This window comes from Nonomuraea sp. NPDC023979, assembly GCF_040639085.1.
Classification (GTDB): Bacteria; Actinomycetota; Actinomycetes; order Streptosporangiales; family Streptosporangiaceae; genus Nonomuraea; species Nonomuraea ceibae.
Map to the genome: position 1 here is coordinate 22172 of NZ_JBEZZG010000010.1, position 23891 is coordinate 46062.

The following is a 23891-nucleotide window of genomic DNA, read 5'->3' on the forward strand; positions in this document are numbered from 1 at the left end:
GCAATCAGTGCTCACTTACTCTAACCAGCGCGCGGCGGGGCGTACAGAGCATTGATCTGGAGGTGTTTTAGGGGGATTTGTCGTTGAATCTCCGCTAATTAGCATTGCCGTGACCTAATGTGATCACCTGATTACCGGAGGGGGAGGTGTGATCACGCGGTTCGGCGGCTCCATGCGCAGGCGGCTGGCACTGTTCGCCAGCTTGGCCATGGCGCTGATCTGCGTCGTGGTCAACTCCTTCGTGCTGTACGCGCTCTACAACGCGACCGTCGAGTACAAGCGCGTCGAGGTCGTCGACTACGCGCTGCACGTCGTCCACATGATCAAGCGGAACCGGCTGCCCGACAGGATCAGCTCCGGGATGGACGGCGTCCAGGTCGTCGACGCCTCCGGCCGGGTGATCGCCGCCGGCGAGCACCTCACCGGGGCGCCGCGCATCAGCCACCTGTCGCCGCACGCCAACAGCGTCAACCACGTCGACGTCATCTGCGACGTGCCCGCGCTGCCCGACGGCTGCCAGATGCTGGCCGTCTTCCGCGTCTACCAGCCCGAGGGCGACTGGCTGGTGTACGTCAGCGACGCCACCGTCCCCTGGTACGTCACGCCGCAGGTGCCGCTCTTCCTGTTCGGGCTGTCGGCCGGGCTGGTGACCCTGACCTGGCTCGGCGTGTCCCGGGTGGTGGCCAGGACGCTCGCGCCGGTGGACCGGATCCGCGCCAAGCTCGCCGACGTCAGCGCCACGCGCAGCGGCATGCGGGTGCCGGTGCCGGAGACCGACGACGAGATCCGCGACCTGGCCCTGACCGCCAACCAGACGCTCGACCGGCTGGAGGAGGCCGCCGAGCAGCAGCGCCGCTTCGCCTCCGACGCCTCCCACGACCTGCGCAGCCCCATCACCGCCATGCGCGCCCAGGTGGAGGAGGCGATGCTGCACCCGCACGACGCCGACTGGCCGCAGACCGGCGAGGCGCTGCTGGCCAGCCTGGACCGGCTGCAGGCGATCGTCAGCGACCTGCTGACGCTGGCCAAGCTGGACGCGGGCGAGCCGCCCCGGCTGGAGCCGGTGGACCTGGGCGAGCTGGTCACCGCCGAGACCCGCAGGCCCCGCGCGCACCGGGTGGTCGTCACCGTCCAGCCCGGCGTGGTCGTCACCGGCGACCGGCTGCGCCTGGCCCGCCTGCTCACCAACCTGCTCGACAACGCCGACCGCCACGCCGAGTGCACGGTCATCGTCACCGTCAGGAAGGACGGCCAGGCGATGCTGGAGGTGCTGGACGACGGCGCCGGCATCGCGCCGGACAAGCGGGAGATGGTCTTCAACCGGTTCACCCGGCTGGACGCCTCGCGCAGCCGCGACGCGGGCGGCACCGGGCTGGGCCTGCCGATCGCGCGGGAGATCGCCGCCGCCCATCACGGAACGCTCACGATCGAGGATTCCGAGACCGGCGCTCGGTTCGTTCTGCGCCTTCCGCTCCGGGAAACGTAATGCTCGTCCTTTTTGTCCCTACGAATACCTCTGAGCGTTGATTAAAGTAGCCGGCTGTGACTCCAGGTTTTAGCCGGTTACGGCGCGAAGATTTGCTGAAGACCGCCTGCGAAGTGATCGCCGCACAAGGATTCGGGCATACGAGGACAGTCGACATCGCCCGGGCCGCGGGGGTCAGCCAGGCGCTGCTCTTCTACCACTTCGAGACGAAGGACGGGCTGTTCGCCCAGGCCTTCGCCTACGCCGCCCGGCGGCACCTGGACGCCCTGGCCGGAGTGGAACGCTCCCCCCGGCCGCCGCTCGACCGGCTGCGCGCCCTGCTGCGGCTCTGCTCCCCCGGCGGCTCCCCCGAAGGCTGGCGGCTGTGGATCGACGCCTGGGCCGAGTCCATGCGGAGCAAGGACCTGGAGGAGACCTCCCGGCGCCTCGACGTGCAGGGCAGGCTCGTGATGCGCGGCATCATCGAGGCCGGCGTCGCCTCCGGCGACTTCACCTGCGACGACCCCGACGACGCCACCTGGCGCATCTTCGCGCTGAGCGACGGGCTGGCCATCCAGCTGAACGTGCACGGCAGGGTCCTGTCGCGCCGCCGCGCCAGCCGGCTCGTCCGCACCGCCGCCGCCCGCGAGCTGGGGCTGACCGCCGAGGACCTGTGACCTGTCAGTACCGCCTGGCGACCAGCACCGACGTGACGACCCGCTGCTCCCACACCCCCGACGGGCGCGCCTCCAGCAGCGCCTCACGCACGGCGGCGGCGAACCGCGTCACCCGGTCGCCGAGGCGCGCCGGCGAGCTGTAGGAGTAGGACAGCTGCAGGCCGACCACGGCGTCCACGTCCCGGGGCAGCGTCCAGGCGAACTGCGCCTCCTCCAGCCGGCAGAACGGCGAGCGCTTCAGCACGTCATCGTGGTGCTCGCCGGTCGCCTGGAACGAGTCGCGGGCCGTCATCTCCCCCAGCCCGAACCTCTCCCGCACCGCCCGCACCACCGGCTCCCACGGCTCGTCCGGATGATCCCTCGACGGGCCCACCAGCATCACCGTGCCGCCCGGCGGCAGCAGCACGTCCAGCTCCGCCAGCACCGCCCGCCGGTCCATCCAGTGGAACGAGCGGCCCATCACCACGTGGTCGAACGAGGGCAGCGCCGCCAGCGTCGTGGAGTCGCCGCGCAGCCAGCGGACGTTGCCCGCCCCCTCCGCCAGCTGCTCGCCCGCCGCCAGCATCGCCGGGTCCGGGTCCACCGCGATCACCTCGCGCACCCGCGCCGCCAGCGGGATCGCCACCGTGCCCGGCCCGCAGCCCAGGTCCAGCACGCACGCGCCCGAGCCGGCCACCCGCGCCAGGTAGGCGATCGCCTCGTCGCCGTGCGGGGCTCGATAACGGGCGTAGTAGGAAGCCGCACCGCCGAACAGGTCACTCATGGATGGCACCATAGACGGGATTTGAACACGCTCGATGGAAGGTTGTTCGTTGAGGCGGCTACTCACGGTCCTGCTGCTGGCGGCCTGCGCGGCGGCGGGCCTGGCGTCCCCCGCGTGGGCGCACAACGTGCTGGTCGGCAGCGACCCGGCCGACGGGGCGACGCTGGCCGCGCCGCCGTCGCGGATCACGCTGACCTTCGACCAGCCCGCGCGCCAGGGCTACGCCCAGATCGGCGTCACCGGCGGCGACGGCTCCGCGTGGGCCGACGGGGCCGCCGTGGTGTCGGCCGAGAAGGTGTCCGTCGCGGTCAGGCCGATGCCGGCCGGGAGCTACGTGGTCGGCTACCGCATCCTGTCGTCCGACGGGCACCCGGTGACCGGCAAGCTCACCTTCACCGTCGCCGGGACCGGCGCCGCCGCCCCGTCCGGTGACGCCGCCACCGCCCCCGCCGCCGCCCCCGACGCGGGCGCCGCCGCCGCCGAGGCCGCGGCCAACGGGGGCGCGGGGATGGCCGTGGTGTGGATCGTCGCCGCCCTCTTCATCCTGGCCGCCGGCACCGCCCTGGCCCTCCGCCGCGCCGCCCCGCCTCCCACCGGCCCTTCCAGCACCGCCGAGGGCGGAGCGTCGGAGGGCGTAGGGTCCGGTGGTTCCGGCGGGCGTGACGGGAAGGGGGCGCGGGCGTGACGGCCACGCAGGTCGCCGCCGGGAGGGCGGTCCGGGGGCAGCTCGCGGGCGGCGTGTTCGCCGTGAGCGCGGTGGTCGCCGCCGTCGTCGCGAGCACGCTGACCGCGCAGGAGGCCGTGCCCGGCATCCCGATGCCGGGGCCGCTGGTCACCGTGGGCCTGCCGGTGGTGCGGGTGCTGCTCGACGTGGCCGCCGTGGCCGTCGTCGGGCTGAGCCTGGTGCCGAAGCTGCTCGGGTTCGACGCCCCCGAGCGCAGCGAGCCGGTGCTGCGCCGGGTCCGGCCGCTCGCCGTCACCGCCGCCTGGGCGTGGGCGGTGTGCGCGCTGCTGACGATCGTGTTCCGGACCGCCGAGCTGAACCCCGGCCGCGTCCCCACGCTCGGCATGATCGCCTCGTACGTCGACACCGTCGGCACCGGCCAGGGCCTGCTGTTCAGCGCGGCGTGCGCGCTGGCGGCGGCGGGGATCGGCCTGATGGCGGTGCGGTTCGGCGAGAAGGTTCCGGCCGAGCTGCGCATCGTGGTCGCGCTGTTCGGGCTGCTGCCGATCCCCGTGACCGGCCACGCGGTGGACTCGGTGTGGCACGACCCCATCATGATCATGATGGAGGTGCACGTGATCGGCGCCGCCGCGTGGACGGGCGGGCTGATCGCGCTGGCGGTGTTCGTGGCGCCGCGCGCGGAGCTGCTGGCCGTGGCGCTGCCGCGCTTCTCCAGGCTGGCGACCGTGTGCCTGCTCATGGTGGGCCTGTCGGGCCTGGTCAGCGGCCTCGGCACGATGGCGCTGACGCCCGGCGTGGAGCTGCCCGGGGCGATCGTGACCAGCCAGTACGGGCTGCTCGTCGTGGTCAAGGTGACCCTGACGGCGCTGCTGGTGCCGCTGGCCGCGCACATCAGGTTCCGGCTGCTGCCGGCCATCCGCGCGGGCCGGGCCACGGCCGTCGCCGGCTGGGCGACGGCCGAGGTCGCGGTGATGGGCTTGGCCTACGGGGTGGCGGTGGCGATCACCCGGGCCTCGATCGGCTGACGGCGGCCGGCCCACCATTCGCAGGCCAGCCAGACGACCAGCAGGCCGAGCCCCGCCCACACGGCCGACGCCGTGGCCAGGGGCGGCGAACCGTGCAGCCCCTCCTGCCCCTTGAGGAACCCGTACACCGGGCCCATGACCGCGTCCTGCGCGATGAGCGCGCCGTAGACGCCGGCGGTCGCGCCGGCGGCGCCGACGACGGCGCGCACGGCCGGATGGCGCAGCGCGAACGCCAGGTCGACCAGCAGGCCGCCGACCACCAGGAAGAACGGCACCGCCGACGGCGGGAAGCCGGCCACGGTGAGCAGGGGCCAGATCGCCACCCGGAACACCACGTACGCGGCGGCCACCAGCGTCGCCGCGCCGAACCTGCCGATCATCATCCGGGCCGCGACCAGCACGCCCAGCCCGGCGACGACCGCGTACACGGGGTAGAGCGTGTCGGGGACGGGCAGCGTGAAGTTGGTGATCATGATGCGGTCGACCGGGCGGCCCATCTGCTCGGCGGCGAAGTCGAGCAGGATCTTCTCGGCGTAGACCACCTTGTTGTCCCAGGCGCCGAGCGACAGGATGCCGTACTCCTGGTGCTGCTCGGGGAAGTGCACGTTCTCCAGGAAGAACGCCAGGAACGCGCCCAGCACCACCGTGCGCTCGCGGCCGGGCGGCGCGCCCATGAACCAGCCCCGGACCACGCCGGCGATCATGAAGAACGTGCCGACGTACAGCATGATGTGGGACGGGCTCCACGACGTGATGTCGAGGCCGTTGATGCGGTGGTTGATCAGGTCGAGCGGCACCGCGACGAGGAACACGCCGGTGCCCCACTGGATCAGCCGGAGCGCGGCCCGGTCGACGCCGTAGCCGGTGTAGCCGTGGATGATCGTCAGGGCGACCACGATGGCGGTGCCGGCCGAGTTGAGCAGGTGCGGCGGGGCCAGGTCGTCGCGCAGCCACATGAAGTGCCACGAGACGTCCCACGCCGAGCCGAGGACCTTCAGGGCAAACGCCACCAGCCACCCGAAATACAGCACACGGAACAGATCATGCGGCGTCTCGCGTCCCGCGGGGCCCCTCGTCCAGTAGGGCAGGGCCCAGTTCTTAAGCGTCGCTGGTGACATCACGGCGCAAATCTTACGGTCATGCCGGTGGGCGGCTCACGGCCCGGCGGCGGCGCAGCCGTACCGGTAGGTGTTTGAGACCGTTCTGGAAGTTGGAGGTGAGGCGGCGCGGGGCGCCCGTCAGCGTGACGTCCCAGGAGAGCAGTTCGCCGAAGACGGCGCGCATCTGGGCGCGGGCGAGGTGCGCGCCCAGGCAGAGGTGCGGGCCGGCGCCGAAGCTGACGTGGTCGTTCGGGGCGCGGCCGACGTCGAAGCGGTCGGGGTCGGGGAAGACCGACGGGTCGCGGTTGGCGGAGGCGTGGTAGACGACGACCTTGTCGCCCCGGCGGATCCGCTGCCCGCCGAGCGTGAGGTCGCGGGTGGCGGTGCGCCGGAAGTCCATCACCGGCGGCCAGAAGCGCAGCATCTCCTCCACGGCCGGGCCGAGCAGCGACGGGTCCTCGCGCAGCCGGGCCAGCTCCCCCGGGTGGCCGAGGAGCGTGAGCAGGCCGCCGGGAATGCCGTTGCGCAGGGTCTCGTTCCCGGCGACGGCGAACAGGAAGAACATGTTCTCGAACTCGGCCTCCGTCAGGCCGCCGCGCAGCATGGCGGACATCACCGAGTCGCCCGGCGGGCTCACGGCCAGCGCGTGCGCGTAGGCGAACATGTCGGCGAGCGCCGCCCGGGAGCGCGGGTTCACGCCGGGACGCGGCTCCGGGCGCCGGGCGACCGCCTGGCGGCCCATCGGGGTGAGCGCGTCCGTCTCGGCCGTGGACAGGCCCGCGTAGTCGGCGTCCTGGTAGCCGATCACCCGCGACGCCCAGTCGTACAGCAGCCTCCGGTCGCGGTCCGGCACGCCCATGACGTGCGCGAGCGTCCACACGGGCAGGTCGGCGGCCACCTCGACGAAGTCGCACTCGCCCTCGGCGAACAGGCCGCGCGCACGCTCGGCGATCTCCCGCTCCAGGGCCCGCACGGCGCGCGGGGTGAACGCGGCGGCGACGATCCGGCGCAGCCTGGAGTGCGCGGGCGGGTCGGTGTTGAGCATCATCGCCCGGACGAACTCCAGGTCGGCCGGGGTGTCGGGGTCGCGGATCTGGGTGGCGCCGAGATGGGAGGAGAAGTCCTCAGGGGTGCGCAGGACGTGCTTGACGTCGGCGTGCCGGAACACCGCCCAGTAGCCGGGCCCCTCCTTCCACGGGCCGACCGCCGGTTCGGGGATCCGGCAGACGGGCGCTTCCCTGCGCAGCCGGGCGAACAGCTCGTACGGGACGGCCCGCTCGTACGTGGACGGCAGGAAGACGTCTTCCCGCAGGTCACCTTGGGTGTGGCCGGTGTCGTCCACAGGGGAGGCCGTTCCGGGCGTGTCGTCCACAGGAGGTCGCGGCGTCTCCTCGCTCATGACGTCCAGGGTGCAGGATGGGCGCGTGACTCCAGAAGAGGGACAGGCGATCCTCGCCGAATACTTCGCGCCCTGGGTGCGGCGGCTCGGCCTGCTGGTCGAGGAGGTGGGCGACCGGCACGCCGTGCTGCGCCTGCCGTGGTCGGCCGAGCTGGCCCGGGAGGGCGGCGGGCTGAGCGGCCAGGCGATGATGGCCGCCGCCGACACCGCCACCGTCGTCGCGATCTCCGCCGCCCGGGGCGGGTTCGTGCCGATGACGACCGTGCAGCAGTCCACGACGTTCCAGCGGCCGGTCGTGGACAAGGACGTGCTGGTCGAGGTCCGCATCTCCAAGCTGGGGCGCACGCTGGCCTTCAGCGAGGTCACGCTCACCGCCGCGGGCGAGAGCGACCCGGCCGCCCGTGCCTCGACGGTCTACGCCCTCCTCGCATGATCGCGTCTCAGAAATCTCTCAGGTGGGGAAAGTAGGATTCCACCTCATGAAACGTACGGCCGCGCTGGTCGCGGTGCTCGCCCTGCTGGGGGTGACGACGTGGCTGGTGTGGCCGTCAGCGCCCGACGCGCGCGGCCAGGACCAGATGATCACCGTCGTCGACGGCCCCGCCGACGACCAGCGGGTCCAGATCGACACCACGTTCTACCCGCCGGCCGGTGCTGACAAGGCGCCCGCGGTGCTGCTCGCGCACGGGTTCGGCGGCAGCAAGCGCAGCGTGAGCGAGCAGGCCGAGCGCCTGGCCGGGTCGGGCTACGCGGTGCTGACCTGGTCGGCGCGCGGCTTCGGCCGCTCCGGCGGCGAGATCGCGCTCAACTCCGCCGACTACGAGGTCAAGGACGTCAAGCAGCTCATCGACTGGCTGGCCAAGCGGCCGGAGGTCGCGCTCGACGGGTCGGGCGACCCACGCGTCGGCATCGCGGGCGGCTCCTACGGCGGCGCGATCGCGCTCATGACGGCCGCCCATGACGCCCGCGTCGACGCGATCGTGCCCCAGATCACCTGGTCCGACCTGGCCGACGCGCTCTTCCCCGACGCCACCGGCCAGGGGCCCGCGAACGGCGTGTTCAAGCGCATGTGGGCGGGCATCTTCTTCGGCCGGGGCGGCGCGGGCGTGCCGCAGGGCCTGGAGGCGCTCACCGAGCGGCCCGAGCCGCTCACCGCCGAGCAGGCGCGCTGCGGCCGGTTCCTGCCCGCGATCTGCGAGATCTACCAGGAGGTCGCCAAGACCGGCAAGGCCACGCCGGAGGCGATCGAGCTGCTGCGCAAGTCGAGCCCCGTCTCCGTCGCGGGCCGGATCAAGGCGCCGACGCTGCTCATCCAGGGGCAGCGCGACTCGCTGTTCCCGCTCGACCACGCCGACGCCAACGCCAAGGTGATCGCCGCCGCGGGCACCCCGGTCAGCCTGGCCTGGTTCGACGGCGGCCACGACGGCGGCGACGGCGAGGCCGAATGGCTGTACGAGCAGACGGCGGCCTGGTTCGACCACTACCTGAAGAACGCCGGCGCCACCGCCCCGCAGGCCGCCACCACCACCCCCGCCGGCACCGGCACCACCGCCGAAACCGCCGCCGGGACGCCTGTCAGCGCCTTCACCGTGACCCGCGACGGCGGCCGCGACCCGGGCACCCGGCAGCGCATCCGCCTGCACCCCGAGGCCACCGCCTATCCCGGCCTGGGCGGCACCGACGTCACCGACGTCCCGCTCGCCGGACCCGAGCAGCACGTCGTCAACCCGCCCGGCGGCTCACCCGCCTCGATCTCCACGGTCCCGGGCGTCGGCAGCCTGCTCGGCGGCGGCAGCGGCCAGAGCGGCATGAGCGTCTCGCTCGACATGCCCGGCCAGAGCGCCGCGTTCGAGTCCGCGCCGCTCACCGAGCCGCTCCAGCTCACGGGCTCGCCCACGGCCAGGATCAAGGTGTCGGGCTCGGGCGAGGTGACCCTGTTCGCCAAGCTGTTCGACGTCCCCGACTCGATGCAGCCGCCGACCCTGCCCGCCGGTCTGGTCGCGCCCCTGCGCGTGACGATCCCCGAGGACGCGGGCAGCGCCGAGGTCACCGTCACGCTCCCGGCCGTCGACCACCGCTTCGACATCGGCCACCGGCTGCGGCTGGTCGTCGCCACGACCGACATGGGCTACGCGACCCCGGCCGAGCCGGCCTCCTACCGCGTCGCCCTCGCCTCCCCCACGGTGTCCGTCCCGACGGTCGCCACCCTCGCCGCCCCGCCCGCCGGGATCGCCTGGTGGGTGTGGGCGATGCCGCTGGCGGCGATCCTCGTCGCCGCCGCCATCCTCGCCACCGGCCGCCGCCGCCCGGCCCCGGCCTCCGTCGGCGTCGGAGCCGGCACGTCGCCGGACGCCGTGGCTTCCTCCGCCGCCGAAGCGGGGGCGCCGGTGCCCGCCGGGGCGGCCGAGGTGCCGCTGGACATCCGGGGGCTGAGCAAGGCCTACCGCAACGGGGAGCCCGCCGTGGACGGCCTGTCGTTCCGGGTGGAGCAGGGCCAGGTGCTGGGCCTGCTCGGCCCCAACGGCGCCGGCAAGACGACCACGATGCGCATGATGATGGGCCTCATCCACCCCGACGGCGGCGAGATCCGGATCTTCGGCGAGCCCGTCACCCCCGGGGCGCCGGTCCTGTCCCGATTGGGGTCGTTCGTCGAGGGCCCCGGGTTCCTGCCGCACCTGTCCGGGCGCGACAACCTGGAGCTCTACTGGGCCGCCACCGGCCGCCCCGCGGCCGACGCCCGGTTCGACGAGGCGCTGGAGATCGCCGGTCTCGGCACCGCGCTGGAGCGGGCCGTGCGCACCTACTCGCAGGGCATGCGCCAGCGCCTGGCCATCGCCCAGGCCATGCTCGGCCTGCCGGACCTGCTCGTGCTCGACGAGCCCACCAACGGCCTCGACCCGCCCCAGATCCGGGAGATGCGCGAGGTGCTCAAGCGCTACGCGCGCGACGGCCGTACGGTGATCGTCTCCAGTCACCTGCTGGCCGAGGTGGAGCAGACCTGCACCCACGTGGTCGTCATGCAGCGCGGCAGGCTCGTGTCGGCCGGGCCGGTGTCGGCGCTGCTCAGCTCGGCCGCGACCGGCAACGGGCACGGGCCGCGCCTGGAAGACGTGTTCCTGGACCTCATCGGGGAGAAGGCATGACCGCCGCCACGGGCTATTCGCCCCGCCGGACCCTCCCGCTGAGGGTCGAGATCGTCAGGCAGTTCAAGCGGCGGCGCACGCTGGGCATGTTCGGGCTGCTGCTGGCGCTGCCGTGGATCTTGGTGATCGCGTTCCAGCTCGGCCCCGACGGGTTCGGCGACCAGTCGTCGCTGCGCATCTCCGACCTGGCCACGGCCAGCGGGCTCAACTTCGCGGCGTTCGCGCTGTCGGTGTCGGCGAGCTTCCTGCTGGTGGTCGCGGTGGCGCTGTTCTGCGGCGACACGGTGGCCAGCGAGGCCAACTGGTCGTCGCTGCGCTACCTGCTGGCGGCGCCGGTGCCGCGTGACCGGCTGCTGCGGCAGAAGCTCGTCGTGGCGCTCGGCTACTCGGCCGCCGCCGTGATCAGCCTGCCGCTGATGGCGCTCCTGGCGGGGACCCTGGCGTTCGGCTGGGCCGACATCCAGGTCCCCGGCACCGGCGAGACCATCCCGGCGCTCGACGTGCTCCCGCGCTTCGGCATCGTGATCGGTTACGCCATGGTCAGCCAGCTCGTCGTGGCGGCTCTGGCGTTCCTGATCTCCACGATGACCGATTCGCCGCTGGGCGCCGTGGGCGGGGCGGTCGGCCTGTGGATCGTCTGCACCATCCTGCAGGCGGTGGAGGCGCTGGGGGCGCTGCGCGAGTTCCTGCCCACGTTCTGGAACAACGCCTGGATCGACGCGCTCGCCCCGGAGCTGGACTGGAGCGGCATGGCCAAGGGCGCCTCGGTGTCGATCACGTACGCGGCCATCCTCATCGCCATCGCCTTCCGCCGCTTCCGCAGCAAGGACGTGGTGAGCTGACCGCGCCCCGGCGGGGGTGACCGTGCTGGTCCGTTGGACGTGGCGGTGCGGGACGGGTGGGCGGCGGTGGGGGCTGGGGCGGGTAAGGAGGTCTCATGACTCGTCGCGTACTCGTGTCCGGTGCCAGCATCGCCGGTCCTGCCGTGGCCTACTGGCTCGACCGCCACGGCTTCGACGTCACGGTCGTGGAGCGGGCTCCCGCGGTCCGGGGCGGTGGTTACGCCATCGACATCCGTGGCACCGCGCTCGGCGTGGTCGAGCGGATGGGGCTGCTTCCCCGGCTCCGGGACGCCCACGTCGACTCGCAGAAGGTCTCGTTCGTCGATCCGGGGGGCGAGGTGATCGCCGCCATCCCGGCCCAGGACGTGGTGGGCGGCACGGAGGGCGTCGACCTGGAGGTGCGGCGCGGCGACCTGGCCGACGCGCTCGTCGACGTGATCCGTGACCGGGTCGAGTTCCTGTTCGGCGACTCCATCGCCGTCCTGCACGACGACGGCGACCGGGTGGAGGTCGCGTTCGACGGCGGCCGGACGCGGACGTACGACCTGGTGATCGGCGCCGACGGCCTGCACTCCGGCACCCGCGCCCACGTCTTCGGCCCCGAGGGGCCGTTCCACCGCTATCTGGGCTGCTGCTTCGCCGGGTTCACGCTGCCCGGTGACCTCGGCCGGGCGCACGAAGCGTTCATCTGGAACGTCCCGGGCAAGGCCGCCGTCCTCAACGCGCACGAGCCCGGCACCCCGGTGCACGGTTTCCTGGTGTTCGCCCGGGACGAACCGCCCTTCGACATCCTGCGCGACCCCGCCGCCCTGCGTGACCTGGTCGCCGCCGAGTTCGCGGGCGCCGGTTGGGAGGTGCCCCGGCTGGTGGCCGCCATGCGCGAGGCCGACGACCTGTTCTTCGACCTCGTCAGCCAGATCCATCTGCCCGCCTGGTCGCGGGGCCGTGTCGCGCTGGTCGGCGACGCCGCGTACGCGCCCTCGTTCATGTCGGGGCAGGGGTCGAGCATCGCCCTCGTCGGCGCGTACATCCTGGCGGGCGAGCTGGCCGTGCGGGACGGGCACGCGGCCGCGTTCGACGCCTACGAGAAGACGGCGCGGGAGTTCGTCGAGACGAACCAGGCCCTGGTCATGGGAGGCGGCTCCGCCCTCCTGCCCCGTACGCGGGAGGAGCTCGACGCGCGCAACGCGGCGCTGCGCGACCCGGAGCTGCTGCCCGGGAAGCAGGTGTCCGCCGCCAGCCTCAGCCTCGCCCTTCCCGACTACGGCCTCGCGGAGTGAGCCGCGCCCTGGTCCACGGGGGTGCGGTGATCGGGACGCGGCGGGCGTGTTGCCGGGATCGGGCAGAATCGGCGCATGCGGTTCGGTGTCCTGGGGGGCTTGGAGGTGCGCGGGGCCTCCGGTGAGGTGGTGTCCGTCGGCGGGCCCCGGCCGCGGGCGCTGCTGGTGATGCTGCTGCTGAACGCCGGCCGGGTGGTGACCGTCGAGGAGCTGATCGACGGCCAGTACGGGGAGGAGCCGCCGGCCGGGGCGGCCAACGCGGTGCAGGCGCAGGTGTCGCGGTTGCGGCGGGGGCTCGGGGCCGGGCTGGTCGAGTTCCACGGGAACGGGTACCGGCTGGCGGTCGATCCGGACGACGTGGACGCGCACAGGTTCGAGCGGCTGGCCCGGGAGGGGCGGCGGCTGGTGGCGGCCGGGCACCACGCGCGGGGGGCGGCGCTGCTGCGGGAGGGCTTGGCGTTGTGGCGCGGGCCGGCGCTGAGCGACCTGCCGTCGGGCGGGGCGCAGGCGGCTCGGCTGGAGGAGCTGCGGCTCGGGGCGCTGGAGGATCTGGCGGAGGCCGAGCTGGGGTTGCCCGAGGGGGCTTCGGTGGCGGAGCTGCGGGGGCTGGTGGACGCGCATCCGTTGCGGGAGCGGCTGCGGGCGCAGCTGATGCGGGCGCTGCACGCGGCGGGGCGGCAGGCCGAGGCGCTGGAGGTGTTCGAGGAGGGGCGGCGGCTGCTGGCGGACGAGCTGGGGGTCGATCCCGGCGCCGAGCTGGCGGGCGCTCACCTGGACGTGCTGCGGGGGGCCGAGCCGGTGCCCGTGGCGCGACGGGGTCTGCCCGCGCAGCTGACCAGCTTCGTGGGCCGGGAGGAGGAGCTGGCGCTGATCGGGCGGCTGCGGGATGCCCGGTTGGTCACCGTCGTGGGGCCTGGCGGCACCGGCAAGACCCGGCTGGCGGTCGAAGCGGCCGCGCGGGAGACGGCCGCCCGCGAGTCAGCCGTCCAGAAGGTGGCCGCGCGGGAGACGGCCGGGCCTGTTGCGGGGGGCGGGGCCGGGGCGGGTGGGGTGTGTTTCGTGGATCTCACTCCGCTGGCCGAGCTGACCGGCGAGGGGGTGGGGGGTGAGGAGGTCGCTCGCGTGGTGCTGGGGGCGCTCGGCGTGCGAGAGGGCGGGCTGCGGGCGCCGTACCCGGTGGACCCGGTGCGGCGGCTGGCGGCGGCGCTGGGCGGCGGGCGGGAGACGCTGCTCGTCCTCGACAACTGCGAGCACGTGGTGGGGGCGGCGGCCGGGCTGGTGCGGGAGCTGCTCGGGGAGTGCCCGGGGCTGCGGGTGCTGGCCACGAGCCGCGAACCGCTCGGGATCACCGGCGAGGCGCTGGTGACGCTGACGCCGCTGGCGACGCCGCCCGCCGGACGGACGGCAGTGGGTGAGGCGATGGCGTACCCGGCCGTGCGGCTGTTCGCGGACCGGGCGGGGGCCGTGCGGCAGGGGTTCGAGGTGGAGCCCGGCAACGTGGAGGCGGTCGTGCGGATCTGCGCGGCGCTGGAGGGGGTGCCGCTGGCGATCGAGCTGGCGGCGGCGCGGCTGCGGTCGTTCGAGGTCGAGGAGATCGCGGCGCGGCTGGCGGCGGACGGCCGGTTCCGGCTGCTGTCGCGCGGGGATCGTACGGCGGCGGCGCGGCACCGGACGTTGCGCGCGGCCGTCGAGTGGAGCTGGGACCTGCTGACGGCCGGCGAGCAGGCGCTGGCGCGGCGGTTCTCGGTGTTCGCGGGCGGCGCGACGGTGGCGGCGGTGGAGGAGGTGTGCGGGCTGGACGACGCGGCGGGGCTGCTGGGCGACCTGGTGGACAAGTCGCTCGTCGAGCACGCCGGCGGCCGGTACCGGATGCTGGAGACGATCCGGCTGTTCTGCGCGGAACGGCTGGCCGAGTCCGGCGAGCTCGAACCGACGCGGGAGCGGCACGGGCGCTGCTTCGAGGCGCTGGCGCAGCGGGCCGACCCGCACCTGCGGCGCGGCGAACAGCTGGAGTGGCTGCGGCGGCTGTCCGCCGACCACGGCAACCTCATGGGGGCGCTGCGCTGGGCCGTGCGCCACGACCGCGACAGGGCGCTGCGCATGGTGGCGGTGCTGGCGTCCTACTGGTGGCTGAGCGGGCGGCAGAGCCAGGCCGGGGAGCCCGCCGCCGAGCTGCTGGAGGCCGTCGGGCGGCCCGTCGAGGGGCTGGAGGAGGGGTACGTGATGTGCGTGGTGCACGCCTCTCCCCCGGCCGCGGCGGAGCACTGGGAGCGGGCGGCGGCGTTCGTCGCCGGGCTGGACCGGCCGTTGCGGCATCCGATCACCGCCGCGCTGTGGGGGATGACGGTGGGGCCGCCGGCGCGGCCGGTCGGGCCGGAGACCGACTGGGTGCTCGGCTCCGACCCGTGGAGCGAGGCGCTGGGGCGGCTCGGGCGGGCGCTGCTGCGGGTGATCGACGGCGATCCTGCCGGGGGTGAGCGGGATCTGGAGGACGTGCTCGGGCGGTTCCGCGCGGTGGGCGAGCGGTGGGGCATCGCGCAGGGGCTCGACTGGCTGGCCATGCTCGCCGGGTGGCGTGGCGACTGGCGGCGGGCCGGGGAGATGTGGCGGGAGGCGCTGGACCTGCTCGGCGAGCTGGGGGCGCTGGAGGAGATGGCGGACGTGCTCGGGCGGCAGGCCGAGGCGCTGGTGCGCGAAGGCGACCTGGCGGGCGGGGCCGCCGCCTACCGGCAGGCCGAGGAGGCCGCGCTGCGTGCCGGGCGGGGCGGGGCGCCGGTGATGGTGGAGGTGGGGCTGGGCGAGCTGGCCCAGGCGGCGGGTGACACGGGTGAGGCGCGGCGGCGGTTCGAGCGGGCGCTGGCCGCGTCGGAGAGCGGCGGGTTCGGGGCGCGGCAGGCGCGGGGGCGCGTGCTCGTCGCGCTGGCCCGCCTCACGGCGGCCGAGCGGCGGGCCGAGCGGCGGGCCGGTGTACGGGGGTCCGGTGTACGGGGGTCCGGTGTACGGGGGTCCGGTGTACGGGGGTCCGGGGGCGGCGGGGAGGCGCGGCGGCTGTACGGGCAGGCGGTGACGGCGGTGCTCGACGTCGGCCTGGCCGCCGACCTGGCGGACGTCGCCGAGGGGCTGGCCGGGGCGCTGGTCCTGGAGAGCGTGGCCGGGTGGGCCGCGGGGGTGGCGGGGCAGGGCGCGGTTTCTGCGGGGGTGGCGGAGAGGGCGGCGGTGTTGCTGGGGGCGGGGGTGGCGGTGCGGGGGGCGGCGGTGGCCGGTGATCGGCAGGTTGCCGCGACCGCCGAGGCGGCACGCGAGGTGCTGGGGGTCGAGGCGTTCGACCGCGCGTACGCCCGTGGCAGGGCCCTGACGCGGGCGGACCTGCTGACGGCCCTGACCGCCGAAGTGGTGCGCCTGACCGGCGAGGGCGACCCCCCGGCGCACCGGACCGGCTAGCGCCTGGGCCGCGTGGCCCCAGGCCCGTCGGCGCCCGGTCCGCTTGGCGCCCGGGCCACTGGCGCCCGGGCCGCCGGCGCCCGGTGCGGTCCGCTGACAGTGCGGGAGTGCGGCCGGCGGGGACTGTCAGCGGGGGCGCGGTGGGTTGTCAGCGGGGGCGCCCATGCTCGGTCTCATGGACACCGCTATGAAGAACACCTCGGTCCTCGTCTCCGGCGCGAGCGTCGCCGGCCCCTCGATCGCCTACTGGCTGCACCGGTACGGGTGCCGCGTCACCGTGGTGGAGAAGGCGCCCGCGCTGCGGCTGGGCGGGCAGGCGGTCGACTTCAAGGGCGCCGTGCACCGCACCGTGCTGGAGCGCATGGGCATCCTGGAGGAGGTGTACCGCCGCCGGACCGGCGGGTCGGACCAGGAGATCGTCGACGCGCGGGGCAGGCGGCTGGCCCTGATGCCGGGCGAGTTCACCGGCGGCGACGTGGAGATCCTGCGGGGCGACCTGGCGGAGCTGCTGTACGAGCGGACGCGGGAGGGCTGCGAGTACGTCTTCGGCGACTCGATCACGTCGCTGACGCAGTCGGCCGGGGGCGTGGACGTGACGTTCGAGCGGGCGGCGCCGCGGACGTTCGACCTGGTGGTGGGGGCGGACGGGATCCACTCGAACGTGCGGCGGCTGGCGTTCGGCCCGGAGGAGGAGTTCGTCCGCTTCCTGGGCCACTACTACGCGCTGGTGCAGCTCGACCTGGAGTCGGGCAGCCAGATGTACAACGAGCCGGGCAGGATGGCGGCGCTGGGCGGGGTGAAGGCGCCGAGCTTCTTCGTCTTCGCCTCCGAGCCGCTGGACTACGACCGTCATGACGTGGAGCGGCAGCGCCGCGTCCTGATGGACGCCTACCGGGGCGCCGGGTGGCGGATCCCGGAGGTGCTGGACAGGCTGGCGGGGGTCGAGGACATCTACCTGGACTCGATCAGCCGGGTCGAGACGGACGAGTACGCCAGGGGCCGCGTGGTGCTGCTGGGCGACGCGGCGTACGGGAACACGCTGGGCGGTTTCGGCAGCGGTCTGGCGCTCGTGGGCGCGTACGTGCTGGCGGGTGAGCTGGCGGCGGCGGGCGGTGATCACCGGGCCGGGTTCGCGGCCTATCAGGAGGCGTTCCGCGGCTACGCCAAGGTGGCGCGGCAGGGGAACGCCGGGTCGTTCCTGGCGCCGGCGACGCCGGCGCGGATCAGGATGCGCAACTGGATGCTCCGCCGCAGGGTGATGATGCGGGCGATGCTCAAGGCCACGGACTGGTTCGCGACCGGCATCGAGCTGAAGGACTATGCCCAGTGCGGCGGCTTGTTGTCGAGGTAGAAGGCGTCGGGGTCGGTCTCGGGCCAGTCGCCCCAGCCGAGGTCGGTGTCGTCGGAGGTCTGCTCCGGGAGAGAATTCTGCACGGAATACATGCTACCGAGTGATACAAAGCCGACCCCGCGGGCGTTCCAGGCGCCGGGACACCCGGCGATCTCGGCGGTACGATGCCTAAGCAGGTTGTCGCCTATCCCCCCGAGAGGCTGCCCATGGCCACCCCGACAGGATGGCGGCGAGAAGGCAATCTGCCGGCGGAGCTCACCAGCTTCGTCGGCCGGACGCGCCTGCTCGCCAACCTCAAGCGGCACCTGGGCGAGTCCCGCCTGGTGACGGTCACGGGCATCGGCGGCGTGGGCAAGTCGCGCACGGTGCTGCGGCTGGCGCACCAGGTGCGCAACCATTATCCCGACGGTGTCTGGTTCGCCGATCTGGCCCGGTTGCAGGACGCGGGCATGGTCCGGCACACGATCGCGTCCGCGCTCGGCATCGCCGACCAGTCGTCGCGGGCGGAGTCGGAGACGCTGTCGGAGTGGGTGGGCACGCGCGACATGCTGCTCATCATCGACACGTGCGAGCATCTGGTGCAGGGCTGCGCGGAGCTGGTGCACGAGCTGCTGGAGGCGGCGCCCAACCTGAAGGTGCTGGCCACCAGCCGCCAGTCGCTGCACCTGCCGTACGAGCACGTGGTGCCGGTGCCGCCGCTGCAGGTGCCGGGCGACGACCCGGTGGAGAACCTGTTCACCAACGAGTCGGTGCAGCTGTTCGCGGCGCGGGCCGGGGCGGTGGTGCCCGATTTCGCGCTCGACGAGTACAACATCAACGCGGTGGCGGAGCTGTGCCGTCGTCTCGACGGCATCCCGCTGGCGATCGAGCTGGCGGCGGTGCGGCTGCGGGCGCTGTCGGTGGAGCAGATCCTGGCGCTGCTGGCCGACCGGTTCAGCCTGCTGGCGGGCGCGAGCCGGACGGCGCTGCCGCGGCATCAGACGCTGCGCGCGGCGATCGGGTGGAGTCACGAGCTGTGCGAGCCGGCCGAGCGGCTGCTGTGGGCGCGGCTGTCGGTGTTCGCCGGTGACTTCGAGCTGGAGGCGGCGCGTGCCGTCTGCTCCGACGAGCGGCTGCCGGAAGGCGACATCACCGACCTGGTCACGGGGCTGGTGGAGAAGTCGATCCTGATGATCAGCAGCAACCACGCCGGCGTCCGCTACAAGCTGATCGACACGCTGGCGGAGTACGGCGAGGAGTGGCTGGAGAAGCTCGGCCAGAAGCAGAACCTGCGCCACAAGCACCTGGCCTACTACCTGAGCCTGGCGCAGCGCAGCGAGGACGCCTGGTCGGGGCCGAGGCAGATCTACTGGTTCGTGCGCATGCGGCAGGAGCACGACAACGTCCGCCTCGCGCTGGAGCACGCGCTGCGCACGCCGGGGGAGACGATTCTGGCGCTGACGCTGCTGTCGTCGCTGTGGTTCATGTGGGTGTGCTGCGGTTTCGTCCGCGAGGGCCGCCTTTATCTGGAGCGGGCGCTGGAGGCCAACAAGGGCTTCAGCAAGGAGCGCTGCAAGGCGCTGTGGGTGCTGTCGTACGTGCGCAGCGCCCAGGGTGACAGCGTGGGCGCGCTGGAGGCGGCCGAGCGGTGCAGCACCGAGGCGGTGCGGGTCGGCGACTCCAGGGCGGTGATCCTGGCCTCGAAGATGCAGGGCACCGCCGCGCTGCTGCAGGACGACCTGCAGAAGGCAAGCGCGCTGCTGGGCGTGGCGATCGAGTTCAACACCGACAACAAGGAGCTCAACCCGGGCCTGCTGCCGGCGATCGTGGAGCTGTCGCTGGTGCTGTCGGCGCAGGGCGAGCTGTACGAGGCCGAGTCGCTGCTGAACGACTGCCTCCAGGTGTGCAAGGAGCGCGGCGAGCTGTGGGTGAGCTCCTACGCGCAGTGGGCGATGTCGCTGACCAAGCTGGGCAGCAACCGGCCGGGTGAGGCGCTGGACGCGGCCCGCGAGGGGCTGCGGATCAAGCGTCACTTCCACGACACGCTGGGCACGCTGCTGGTGCTGGAGACGACGGCGCGGATCTTCGCCGCGATGGGGCAGGAGCCGCTGGCGGCCCGGCTGCTGGGCGCGTTGCAGCAGAACTGGAAGACGGCGGGCCTGCCGATGCTGGGCGCGCCGTTCCTGACCGGTGACCACGATCAGTGCGTCAAGGAGTGCCAGAAGGCGATGGGCGAGCGGGACTATCAGGCGGCGTTCGAGGAGGGCGGGCGGCTGGACCTCGACGAGGCGTCCGCGCTCGCGCTCGGCGACCTGGACGCCTCGGAGGACGGCGTTGTCTGAGGGGGTCCGGGACCTGGGCGGGGTGTGACGATGGAGCCCGCGCTCACCTAGACGGCTTGCGGCCAGCGGGTGTCGGTGGGCCAGGCGTGCACGTAGCGGGCGCTGCCGAGGGAGAACTCGATGTGCCCGCGCACCCAGTGTTCGAGTCCGCGCACGTATCGGCGGACGGGCAGCGAGGCCCACTTGTCGAGCGCCGTGCGCCGCTCGACGAAGGCGGCGATGGCCGTGTTGTGCATCTTCGACACCTCTTCGAGCGCCTCCTGGAGGTTGAACGTCCGGTGCGTGGCCAGCACCGTGACGAGGTTGTGCCGGGCCTTGTCGTTGCCCCGTTCCTTGGCGTACGAGAGCAGGTCGTTGTCCCAGCCGATGAGGTCGCAGGCCAGGTCGGAGAGCATGCGCACGTCGGGGTGGTGCCATTCTTCGGCTTCGAGCCTGTAGCCGCCGCCGACGTCGATGAGCGCGAAGCAGGTGAAGGTCGCCCCGGTGATGCGGCGCATGAGCACGTAGTCCTCGGGGGTGGGGATGAGGTCGACCTCCCGGTTGGCGGCCTCCCAGATCTGGGCGAACAGGTATTCCTTCACCGTGGTGCGCCACCGGTCGACCTGGGCGGGGGTGCCGGACTCGGCGATGCGGTCGAGGAGTTCGCGCAGGGTGACGCCGAACGGGTCGCCGCCGTCGGGTTCGCGGCGCCGGTCGAGGATCTCCAGGAGGGGCGGGAGGGCGCGGGCGAGCGCGGAGGCGCGGTGCCCCATCAGTTCGCCTTCGCAGAACGCGTCGTCGAAGGCGAACAGCCAGTTGTACCAGTCGTTGATCAGTCGGAGCGCGTCGCGGGGCACTAAGGGGTTGGTCCGCGCGGCGAGCATGCCGATCTTGGAGCGCCGGAAGTGCTCGAGGGTCTCGGCTCCGGGCAGCAGGTGTGAGGCGGCCAGCCAGCTATGGCTCTCGGCGTCGACCTCGGCGGCGTGCTCGTTTATCTCATTGGGGAACGGGCAGGGCAGCGGAGGGATCTGGAGTGGTCGCCTACTGAAGGAATGCGCAGAATTAGCCACTCATCCAGCATGACGATGGACCGTTCGAAAGGCCATACTCTCCTGATTCGTACATATTTCATATTATGAACTACTTTGCCCCAAACCATTCCAAAAACTCGTCGTGTGCGAACATCCTGGCCGTGTCGACGGCCGACGGGTTCCCGGCGGCCGGGTCGGCCCCGCCGTCGAGCAGCGCCCTGACCACGGCCGGCTCCTTCTTGAACACCGCGCCCGCGAGCGGCGTCTGGCCGCGGTCGTTGGCCCGCCCCGGATCGGCTCCCTGCTCGATGAGCATGCTCACGGTGGCCGCGTGCCCGTGATAGGCCGCGAGCATCAGCAAACTGTCACCTTTGCCATTGGTGAGATCGGCCGGGACTCCGGCCTCCACGTACGCGCGCAGCGCGTCGGTGTCACCGCTCCTGGCCAGGCCGAACATCCTGGTGGCGAACTCTTCGAGCTCCGGGTCCCCGTCCATGAGCCCATTGTGCCTCGATAGGGTGCCGATCACGGAATCGTTCCGGCTCGCCGTGGGTTCTGGAGATGAGTACCTAAGGAAAGGCTGACCAGACGTGTTCGACCCGACGGATCTCTACAAGCTCGCAGACGATGTCCCCGAGCTGACCGATCCGGTGTTGCTGTACCACTTCGACGGTTTCGTCGACGCCGGCGCCGCCGGGCGCCTGGCGTTGGGCCACCTGCTGGCCGAGCTGGAGCACCGGGTCGTGGCGACGTTCGACGTGGACCGGTTGCTCGACTACCGCTCGCGCCGGCCGATCATGACGTTCGACACCGACAGATGGGTGGAGGTGGAGACCCCGGAGCTGGCCCTGTACGCGGCCGAGGACACCACCGGCACCCCGTTCCTGCTGATGAGCGGCCCGGAGCCGGACCGGGAGTGGGAGCTGTTCACCCGCGCGGTCGCCACCCTGGTCGAGCGCCTGGGCGTGAGCCGGATGGTCACGCTGCACGGCATTCCGATGGCGGTGCCGCACACCCGGCCGCTCGGCATCACCATGCACGCCAGCCGCCCCGAGCTGATCGGCCCGCAGACCAGCGCGTTCGGCCGGGTGCAGGTGCCGGGCAGCGTGGCGGCGCTGCTGGAGTTCCGGCTCGGCGCCGAGGGCCGCGACGCGGTCGGCTACGCCGTGCACGTGCCGCACTACCTGTCGCAGGCCGAATACCCGACCGCCGCCGTCACCGGGCTGGAGGCGGTCACCCGCAACACCGGGCTGGTCTTCCCGATGGACGGCCTGCGCGAGGCGGCCCAGCGCACGACGTCGGAGATCGAGGAGCAGATCGGCGCGTCGGCCGAGCTGTCCAGCGCGATCACCGGGCTGGAGCAGCAGTACGACGCGTTCGCGGCCGGCTCCGAGCGGGAGAACCTGATCGCCGACGCCACCCCGATGCCCACGGGCGACGAGCTCGCCGCCCAGTTCGAGCGGTTCCTGGCGGAGCGCGACGATGAGTGAGCAGCCGGTCCGGGTGGGCCTGGTCGGCTACGGGACCGCGGGGGCGTTCTTCCACGCGCCGCTGATCCACGCGACCGGCGGGCTGCGGCTGGCCGCCGTGGTGACGCGCGACCCGGAGCGGCAGGCCGAGGTGGCCGCGCGCTACGGCGCCGAGGGCGTCGGCGACGTGGACCTGCTGTGGGATCGCTGCGACCTGGTCGTGGTGGCCTCCCCCAACCGCACCCACGCGAGCCTGGCCACCGAGGCGCTGCGCCACGGCAGGGCGGTGGTCGTCGACAAGCCGTTCGCCCGCACCGCCGAGGAGGCGGAGCCGGTCATGCGGCTGGCCGCCGAGCGCGGGCTGCCGCTGACCGTGTTCCAGAACCGTCGGTGGGACGGCGACTTCCTGACCGTGCGCCGGCTGGCCGGTGACGGGGAGCTGGGCGAGGTGCTGCGGCTGGAGTCGCGCTTCGAGCGCTGGCGGCCGGCGCCCAAGGGCGGCTGGCGCGAGTCGGGCGGCCCCGGCGAGGCCGGCGGCCTGCTGTACGACCTGGGCAGCCACCTGGTCGACCAGGCGATCCAGCTGCTCGGCCCGGTCCGGTCGGTTTACTGCGAGAGCGACGTGCGGCGCGAGGGCGTCGGCGCGGACGACGACACGTTCGTGGCGCTGACGCACGCGGGCGGCGCCCGCTCCCATCTGTGGGCAAGCTCGCTGGCCGCCCAGCTCGGGCCGCGCTTCCGGGTGCTGGGCTCGAAGGCCGCCTACGTCAAGCACGGCCTGGACGTCCAGGAGGAGCGGCTGCGGGCGGGGCGCTCGCCCGGCGAGGCGGGGTTCGGCGACGAGCCCGAGGACCGGTGGGGAGTCCTCGGGGCCGGCGACGAGCTGCGCGCGGTGCCGACCGAGGCCGGCGACTACCTCGGCTTCTACCGCGGCGTCGAGCGGGCGCTGCGCACGGGCGCGCCCGTGCCGGTGCGCCCCGAGAGCGCGGTCGAGGCGCTGACCGTGATCGAGGCCGCCCGCCGGTCGGCCGAGGAGTCGGCCGTCATCAGCCTCGGCTGACCGCTCGCCCGTCGGCCTCGGCCGATCACTCGCGCAGGCGGGCCCGCATCGTGGCGGTGTCGTCCGGCGTCCAGCCGTGCCGGGCCAGCCAGCCCTGCGGCCCGCCGAATCGGTCGTCGAGCACGGCGAGGAACTGCTGGATGTAGCGCGGGCGCGGCATGTGGTCGTCGGCCGGGCGCGAGTCGAGGTCGTCGCGGTAGGTGGAGCTGCCGCGCAGCCGCCGCAGGACGGCCTCCAGCCGCTCGCCGGTGGCCGCGTAGTCCGCCACGATGGCCTCGCGGGTCACGCCCGCGATCTCCAGCGCCAGCGCCGACAGCACGCCGGTGCGGTCCTTGCCGGCCGCGCAGTGCACCACGGCCGCGCCGTCGGCCAGCGCCATCGCGCGCAGCGCCGCCACGACGGCGTCGGGCCGGTCGCGCAGGTATCCGTAGTAGAAGCCGGTGACGCGCAGCTCCTCGTCGATCTGCCGCTCGTGCCAGGGCAGCACGCGCTCGGCGTCGATGGTGTCGGCCTCGACGTCGGTGTGCCGCCCGCCCTCGGCGAACAGCGTCAGGTGGTGGTGGGTCACCTCGGGCACCGCGGTGAGCGGGCCGGGGCCCTCAAGGGCGACCTCGGCCGTGGAGCGCAGGTCCACGACGTGCCGGAGCTTCAGGTCGCCGACCAGGCGGGAGACGTCGGCGGGGGTGAGCGCCTGAAGGTTGTCGGAGCGCAGGATCCGGCCGTAGCGGGTGACGCCGCCGTCCCGGGTGGGCAGCCCGCCCAGGTCCCGGACGTTGACCGCGCCTTCCAGATCGATCCATCTCGTCATCGCGTTCATCACGTTGACCCTATATGTCCGGCAAAACTGAGCGGATTCGGTC

The 23891-nt window shown here is 73.3% G+C and carries 19 protein-coding genes; 13 read left to right on the forward strand and 6 right to left on the reverse strand.

Going from position 1 to position 23891, the window contains the following annotated elements; genetic code table 11:
• The first annotated feature begins 148 nt into the window (after window positions 1–148).
• Window positions 149–1486 carry a HAMP domain-containing sensor histidine kinase gene (locus AB0G11_RS19505; protein WP_308126217.1) on the forward strand — a complete coding sequence of 446 codons (1338 nt, stop codon included), beginning with the start codon at window positions 149–151 and terminating at the stop codon, window positions 1484–1486.
• Window positions 1487–1578: 92 nt separating this feature from the next.
• Window positions 1579–2142, forward strand: coding sequence for a TetR/AcrR family transcriptional regulator (locus tag AB0G11_RS19510; RefSeq protein WP_246646864.1), 564 nt, complete (start codon window positions 1579–1581; stop codon window positions 2140–2142).
• A gap of 4 nt (window positions 2143–2146) precedes the next feature.
• On the opposite strand, the gene AB0G11_RS19515 is transcribed toward AB0G11_RS19510, so the two are convergent.
• Window positions 2147–2905 carry a class I SAM-dependent methyltransferase gene (locus tag AB0G11_RS19515; protein ID WP_357587227.1) on the reverse strand — a complete coding sequence of 253 codons (759 nt, stop codon included), beginning with the start codon at window positions 2903–2905 and terminating at the stop codon, window positions 2147–2149.
• 49 nt (window positions 2906–2954) lie between these two features.
• Here AB0G11_RS19515 and AB0G11_RS19520 point away from each other — a divergent pair, with 49 nt between their 5' ends.
• Both AB0G11_RS19520 and AB0G11_RS19525 read left to right on the forward strand, forming a co-directional pair.
• Window positions 2955–3590 carry a copper resistance CopC family protein gene (locus AB0G11_RS19520; RefSeq protein WP_357587229.1) on the forward strand — a complete coding sequence of 212 codons (636 nt, stop codon included), beginning with the start codon at window positions 2955–2957 and terminating at the stop codon, window positions 3588–3590.
• A complete protein-coding gene (locus AB0G11_RS19525; protein WP_357587230.1) occupies window positions 3587–4615 on the forward strand; it encodes a CopD family protein in 1029 nt (342 codons plus the stop codon). The genes AB0G11_RS19520 and AB0G11_RS19525 overlap by 4 nt, the downstream gene beginning before the upstream one ends.
• Here AB0G11_RS19525 and AB0G11_RS19530 read toward each other — a convergent pair.
• Window positions 4573–5625, reverse strand: a complete 1053-nt coding sequence (locus AB0G11_RS19530) for a hypothetical protein (protein ID WP_357587232.1) — start codon at window positions 5623–5625, stop codon at window positions 4573–4575. The two genes, AB0G11_RS19525 and AB0G11_RS19530, sit on opposite strands and share 43 nt — an antisense overlap.
• A 127-nt stretch (window positions 5626–5752) precedes the next feature.
• Window positions 5753–7114, reverse strand: coding sequence for a cytochrome P450 (locus AB0G11_RS19535; protein WP_357587234.1), 1362 nt, complete (start codon window positions 7112–7114; stop codon window positions 5753–5755).
• A gap of 25 nt (window positions 7115–7139) precedes the next feature.
• On the opposite strand from AB0G11_RS19535, the gene AB0G11_RS19540 reads away from it, so the two are divergent.
• The 7 genes from AB0G11_RS19540 to AB0G11_RS19570 all read left to right on the forward strand — a co-directional run bounded on the left by AB0G11_RS19540 (window position 7140) and on the right by AB0G11_RS19570 (window position 19492).
• Complete coding sequence (locus AB0G11_RS19540) at window positions 7140–7547, forward strand: PaaI family thioesterase (protein WP_219518224.1); 408 nt, start codon at window positions 7140–7142, stop codon at window positions 7545–7547.
• Window positions 7548–7593: 46 nt separating this feature from the next.
• Window positions 7594–10257, forward strand: coding sequence for an alpha/beta fold hydrolase (locus tag AB0G11_RS19545; protein ID WP_357587236.1), 2664 nt, complete (start codon window positions 7594–7596; stop codon window positions 10255–10257).
• A complete protein-coding gene (locus tag AB0G11_RS19550) occupies window positions 10254–11099 on the forward strand; it encodes an ABC transporter permease subunit (RefSeq protein ID WP_219518229.1) in 846 nt (281 codons plus the stop codon). Before AB0G11_RS19545 ends, AB0G11_RS19550 begins: the two co-directional genes overlap by 4 nt.
• Before the next feature lie 95 nt (window positions 11100–11194).
• On the forward strand, window positions 11195–12379 hold the full coding sequence (locus AB0G11_RS19555; RefSeq protein ID WP_357587238.1) for a hypothetical protein: 1185 nt from the start codon (window positions 11195–11197) through the stop codon (window positions 12377–12379).
• A gap of 75 nt (window positions 12380–12454) precedes the next feature.
• Complete coding sequence (locus tag AB0G11_RS19560) at window positions 12455–15820, forward strand: BTAD domain-containing putative transcriptional regulator (protein ID WP_357587240.1); 3366 nt, start codon at window positions 12455–12457, stop codon at window positions 15818–15820.
• 175 nt (window positions 15821–15995) lie between these two features.
• A complete protein-coding gene (locus AB0G11_RS19565) occupies window positions 15996–17171 on the forward strand; it encodes an FAD-dependent monooxygenase (RefSeq protein WP_357587242.1) in 1176 nt (391 codons plus the stop codon).
• A 206-nt stretch (window positions 17172–17377) separates the two neighbouring features.
• Window positions 17378–19492: an AAA family ATPase gene (locus AB0G11_RS19570; RefSeq protein ID WP_219511615.1), complete on the forward strand. Its 2115-nt coding sequence runs from the start codon at window positions 17378–17380 to the stop codon at window positions 19490–19492.
• Between the two features lie 47 nt (window positions 19493–19539).
• Here the strand turns inward: AB0G11_RS19570 and AB0G11_RS19575 are convergent, their stop codons facing one another.
• Together AB0G11_RS19575 and AB0G11_RS19580 are read right to left on the reverse strand one after the other, a co-directional pair.
• Complete coding sequence (locus AB0G11_RS19575) at window positions 19540–20541, reverse strand: hypothetical protein (protein WP_357587244.1); 1002 nt, start codon at window positions 20539–20541, stop codon at window positions 19540–19542.
• Between the two features lie 70 nt (window positions 20542–20611).
• Window positions 20612–20998, reverse strand: coding sequence for an ankyrin repeat domain-containing protein (locus AB0G11_RS19580; protein WP_219511611.1), 387 nt, complete (start codon window positions 20996–20998; stop codon window positions 20612–20614).
• Between the two features lie 94 nt (window positions 20999–21092).
• Here AB0G11_RS19580 and AB0G11_RS19585 point away from each other — a divergent pair, with 94 nt between their 5' ends.
• The gene (locus AB0G11_RS19585; protein ID WP_219511609.1) at window positions 21093–21992 is read left to right on the forward strand and encodes a PAC2 family protein; all 900 of its coding nucleotides are present in this window, start codon (window positions 21093–21095) and stop codon (window positions 21990–21992) included.
• Window positions 21985–23031, forward strand: coding sequence for a Gfo/Idh/MocA family oxidoreductase (locus tag AB0G11_RS19590; RefSeq protein ID WP_357587246.1), 1047 nt, complete (start codon window positions 21985–21987; stop codon window positions 23029–23031). The genes AB0G11_RS19585 and AB0G11_RS19590 overlap by 8 nt, the downstream gene beginning before the upstream one ends.
• A gap of 25 nt (window positions 23032–23056) precedes the next feature.
• On the opposite strand, the gene AB0G11_RS19595 is transcribed toward AB0G11_RS19590, so the two are convergent.
• Complete coding sequence (locus AB0G11_RS19595; RefSeq protein ID WP_308126076.1) at window positions 23057–23839, reverse strand: tyrosine-protein phosphatase; 783 nt, start codon at window positions 23837–23839, stop codon at window positions 23057–23059.
• Window positions 23840–23891: the final 52 nt, after the last annotated feature.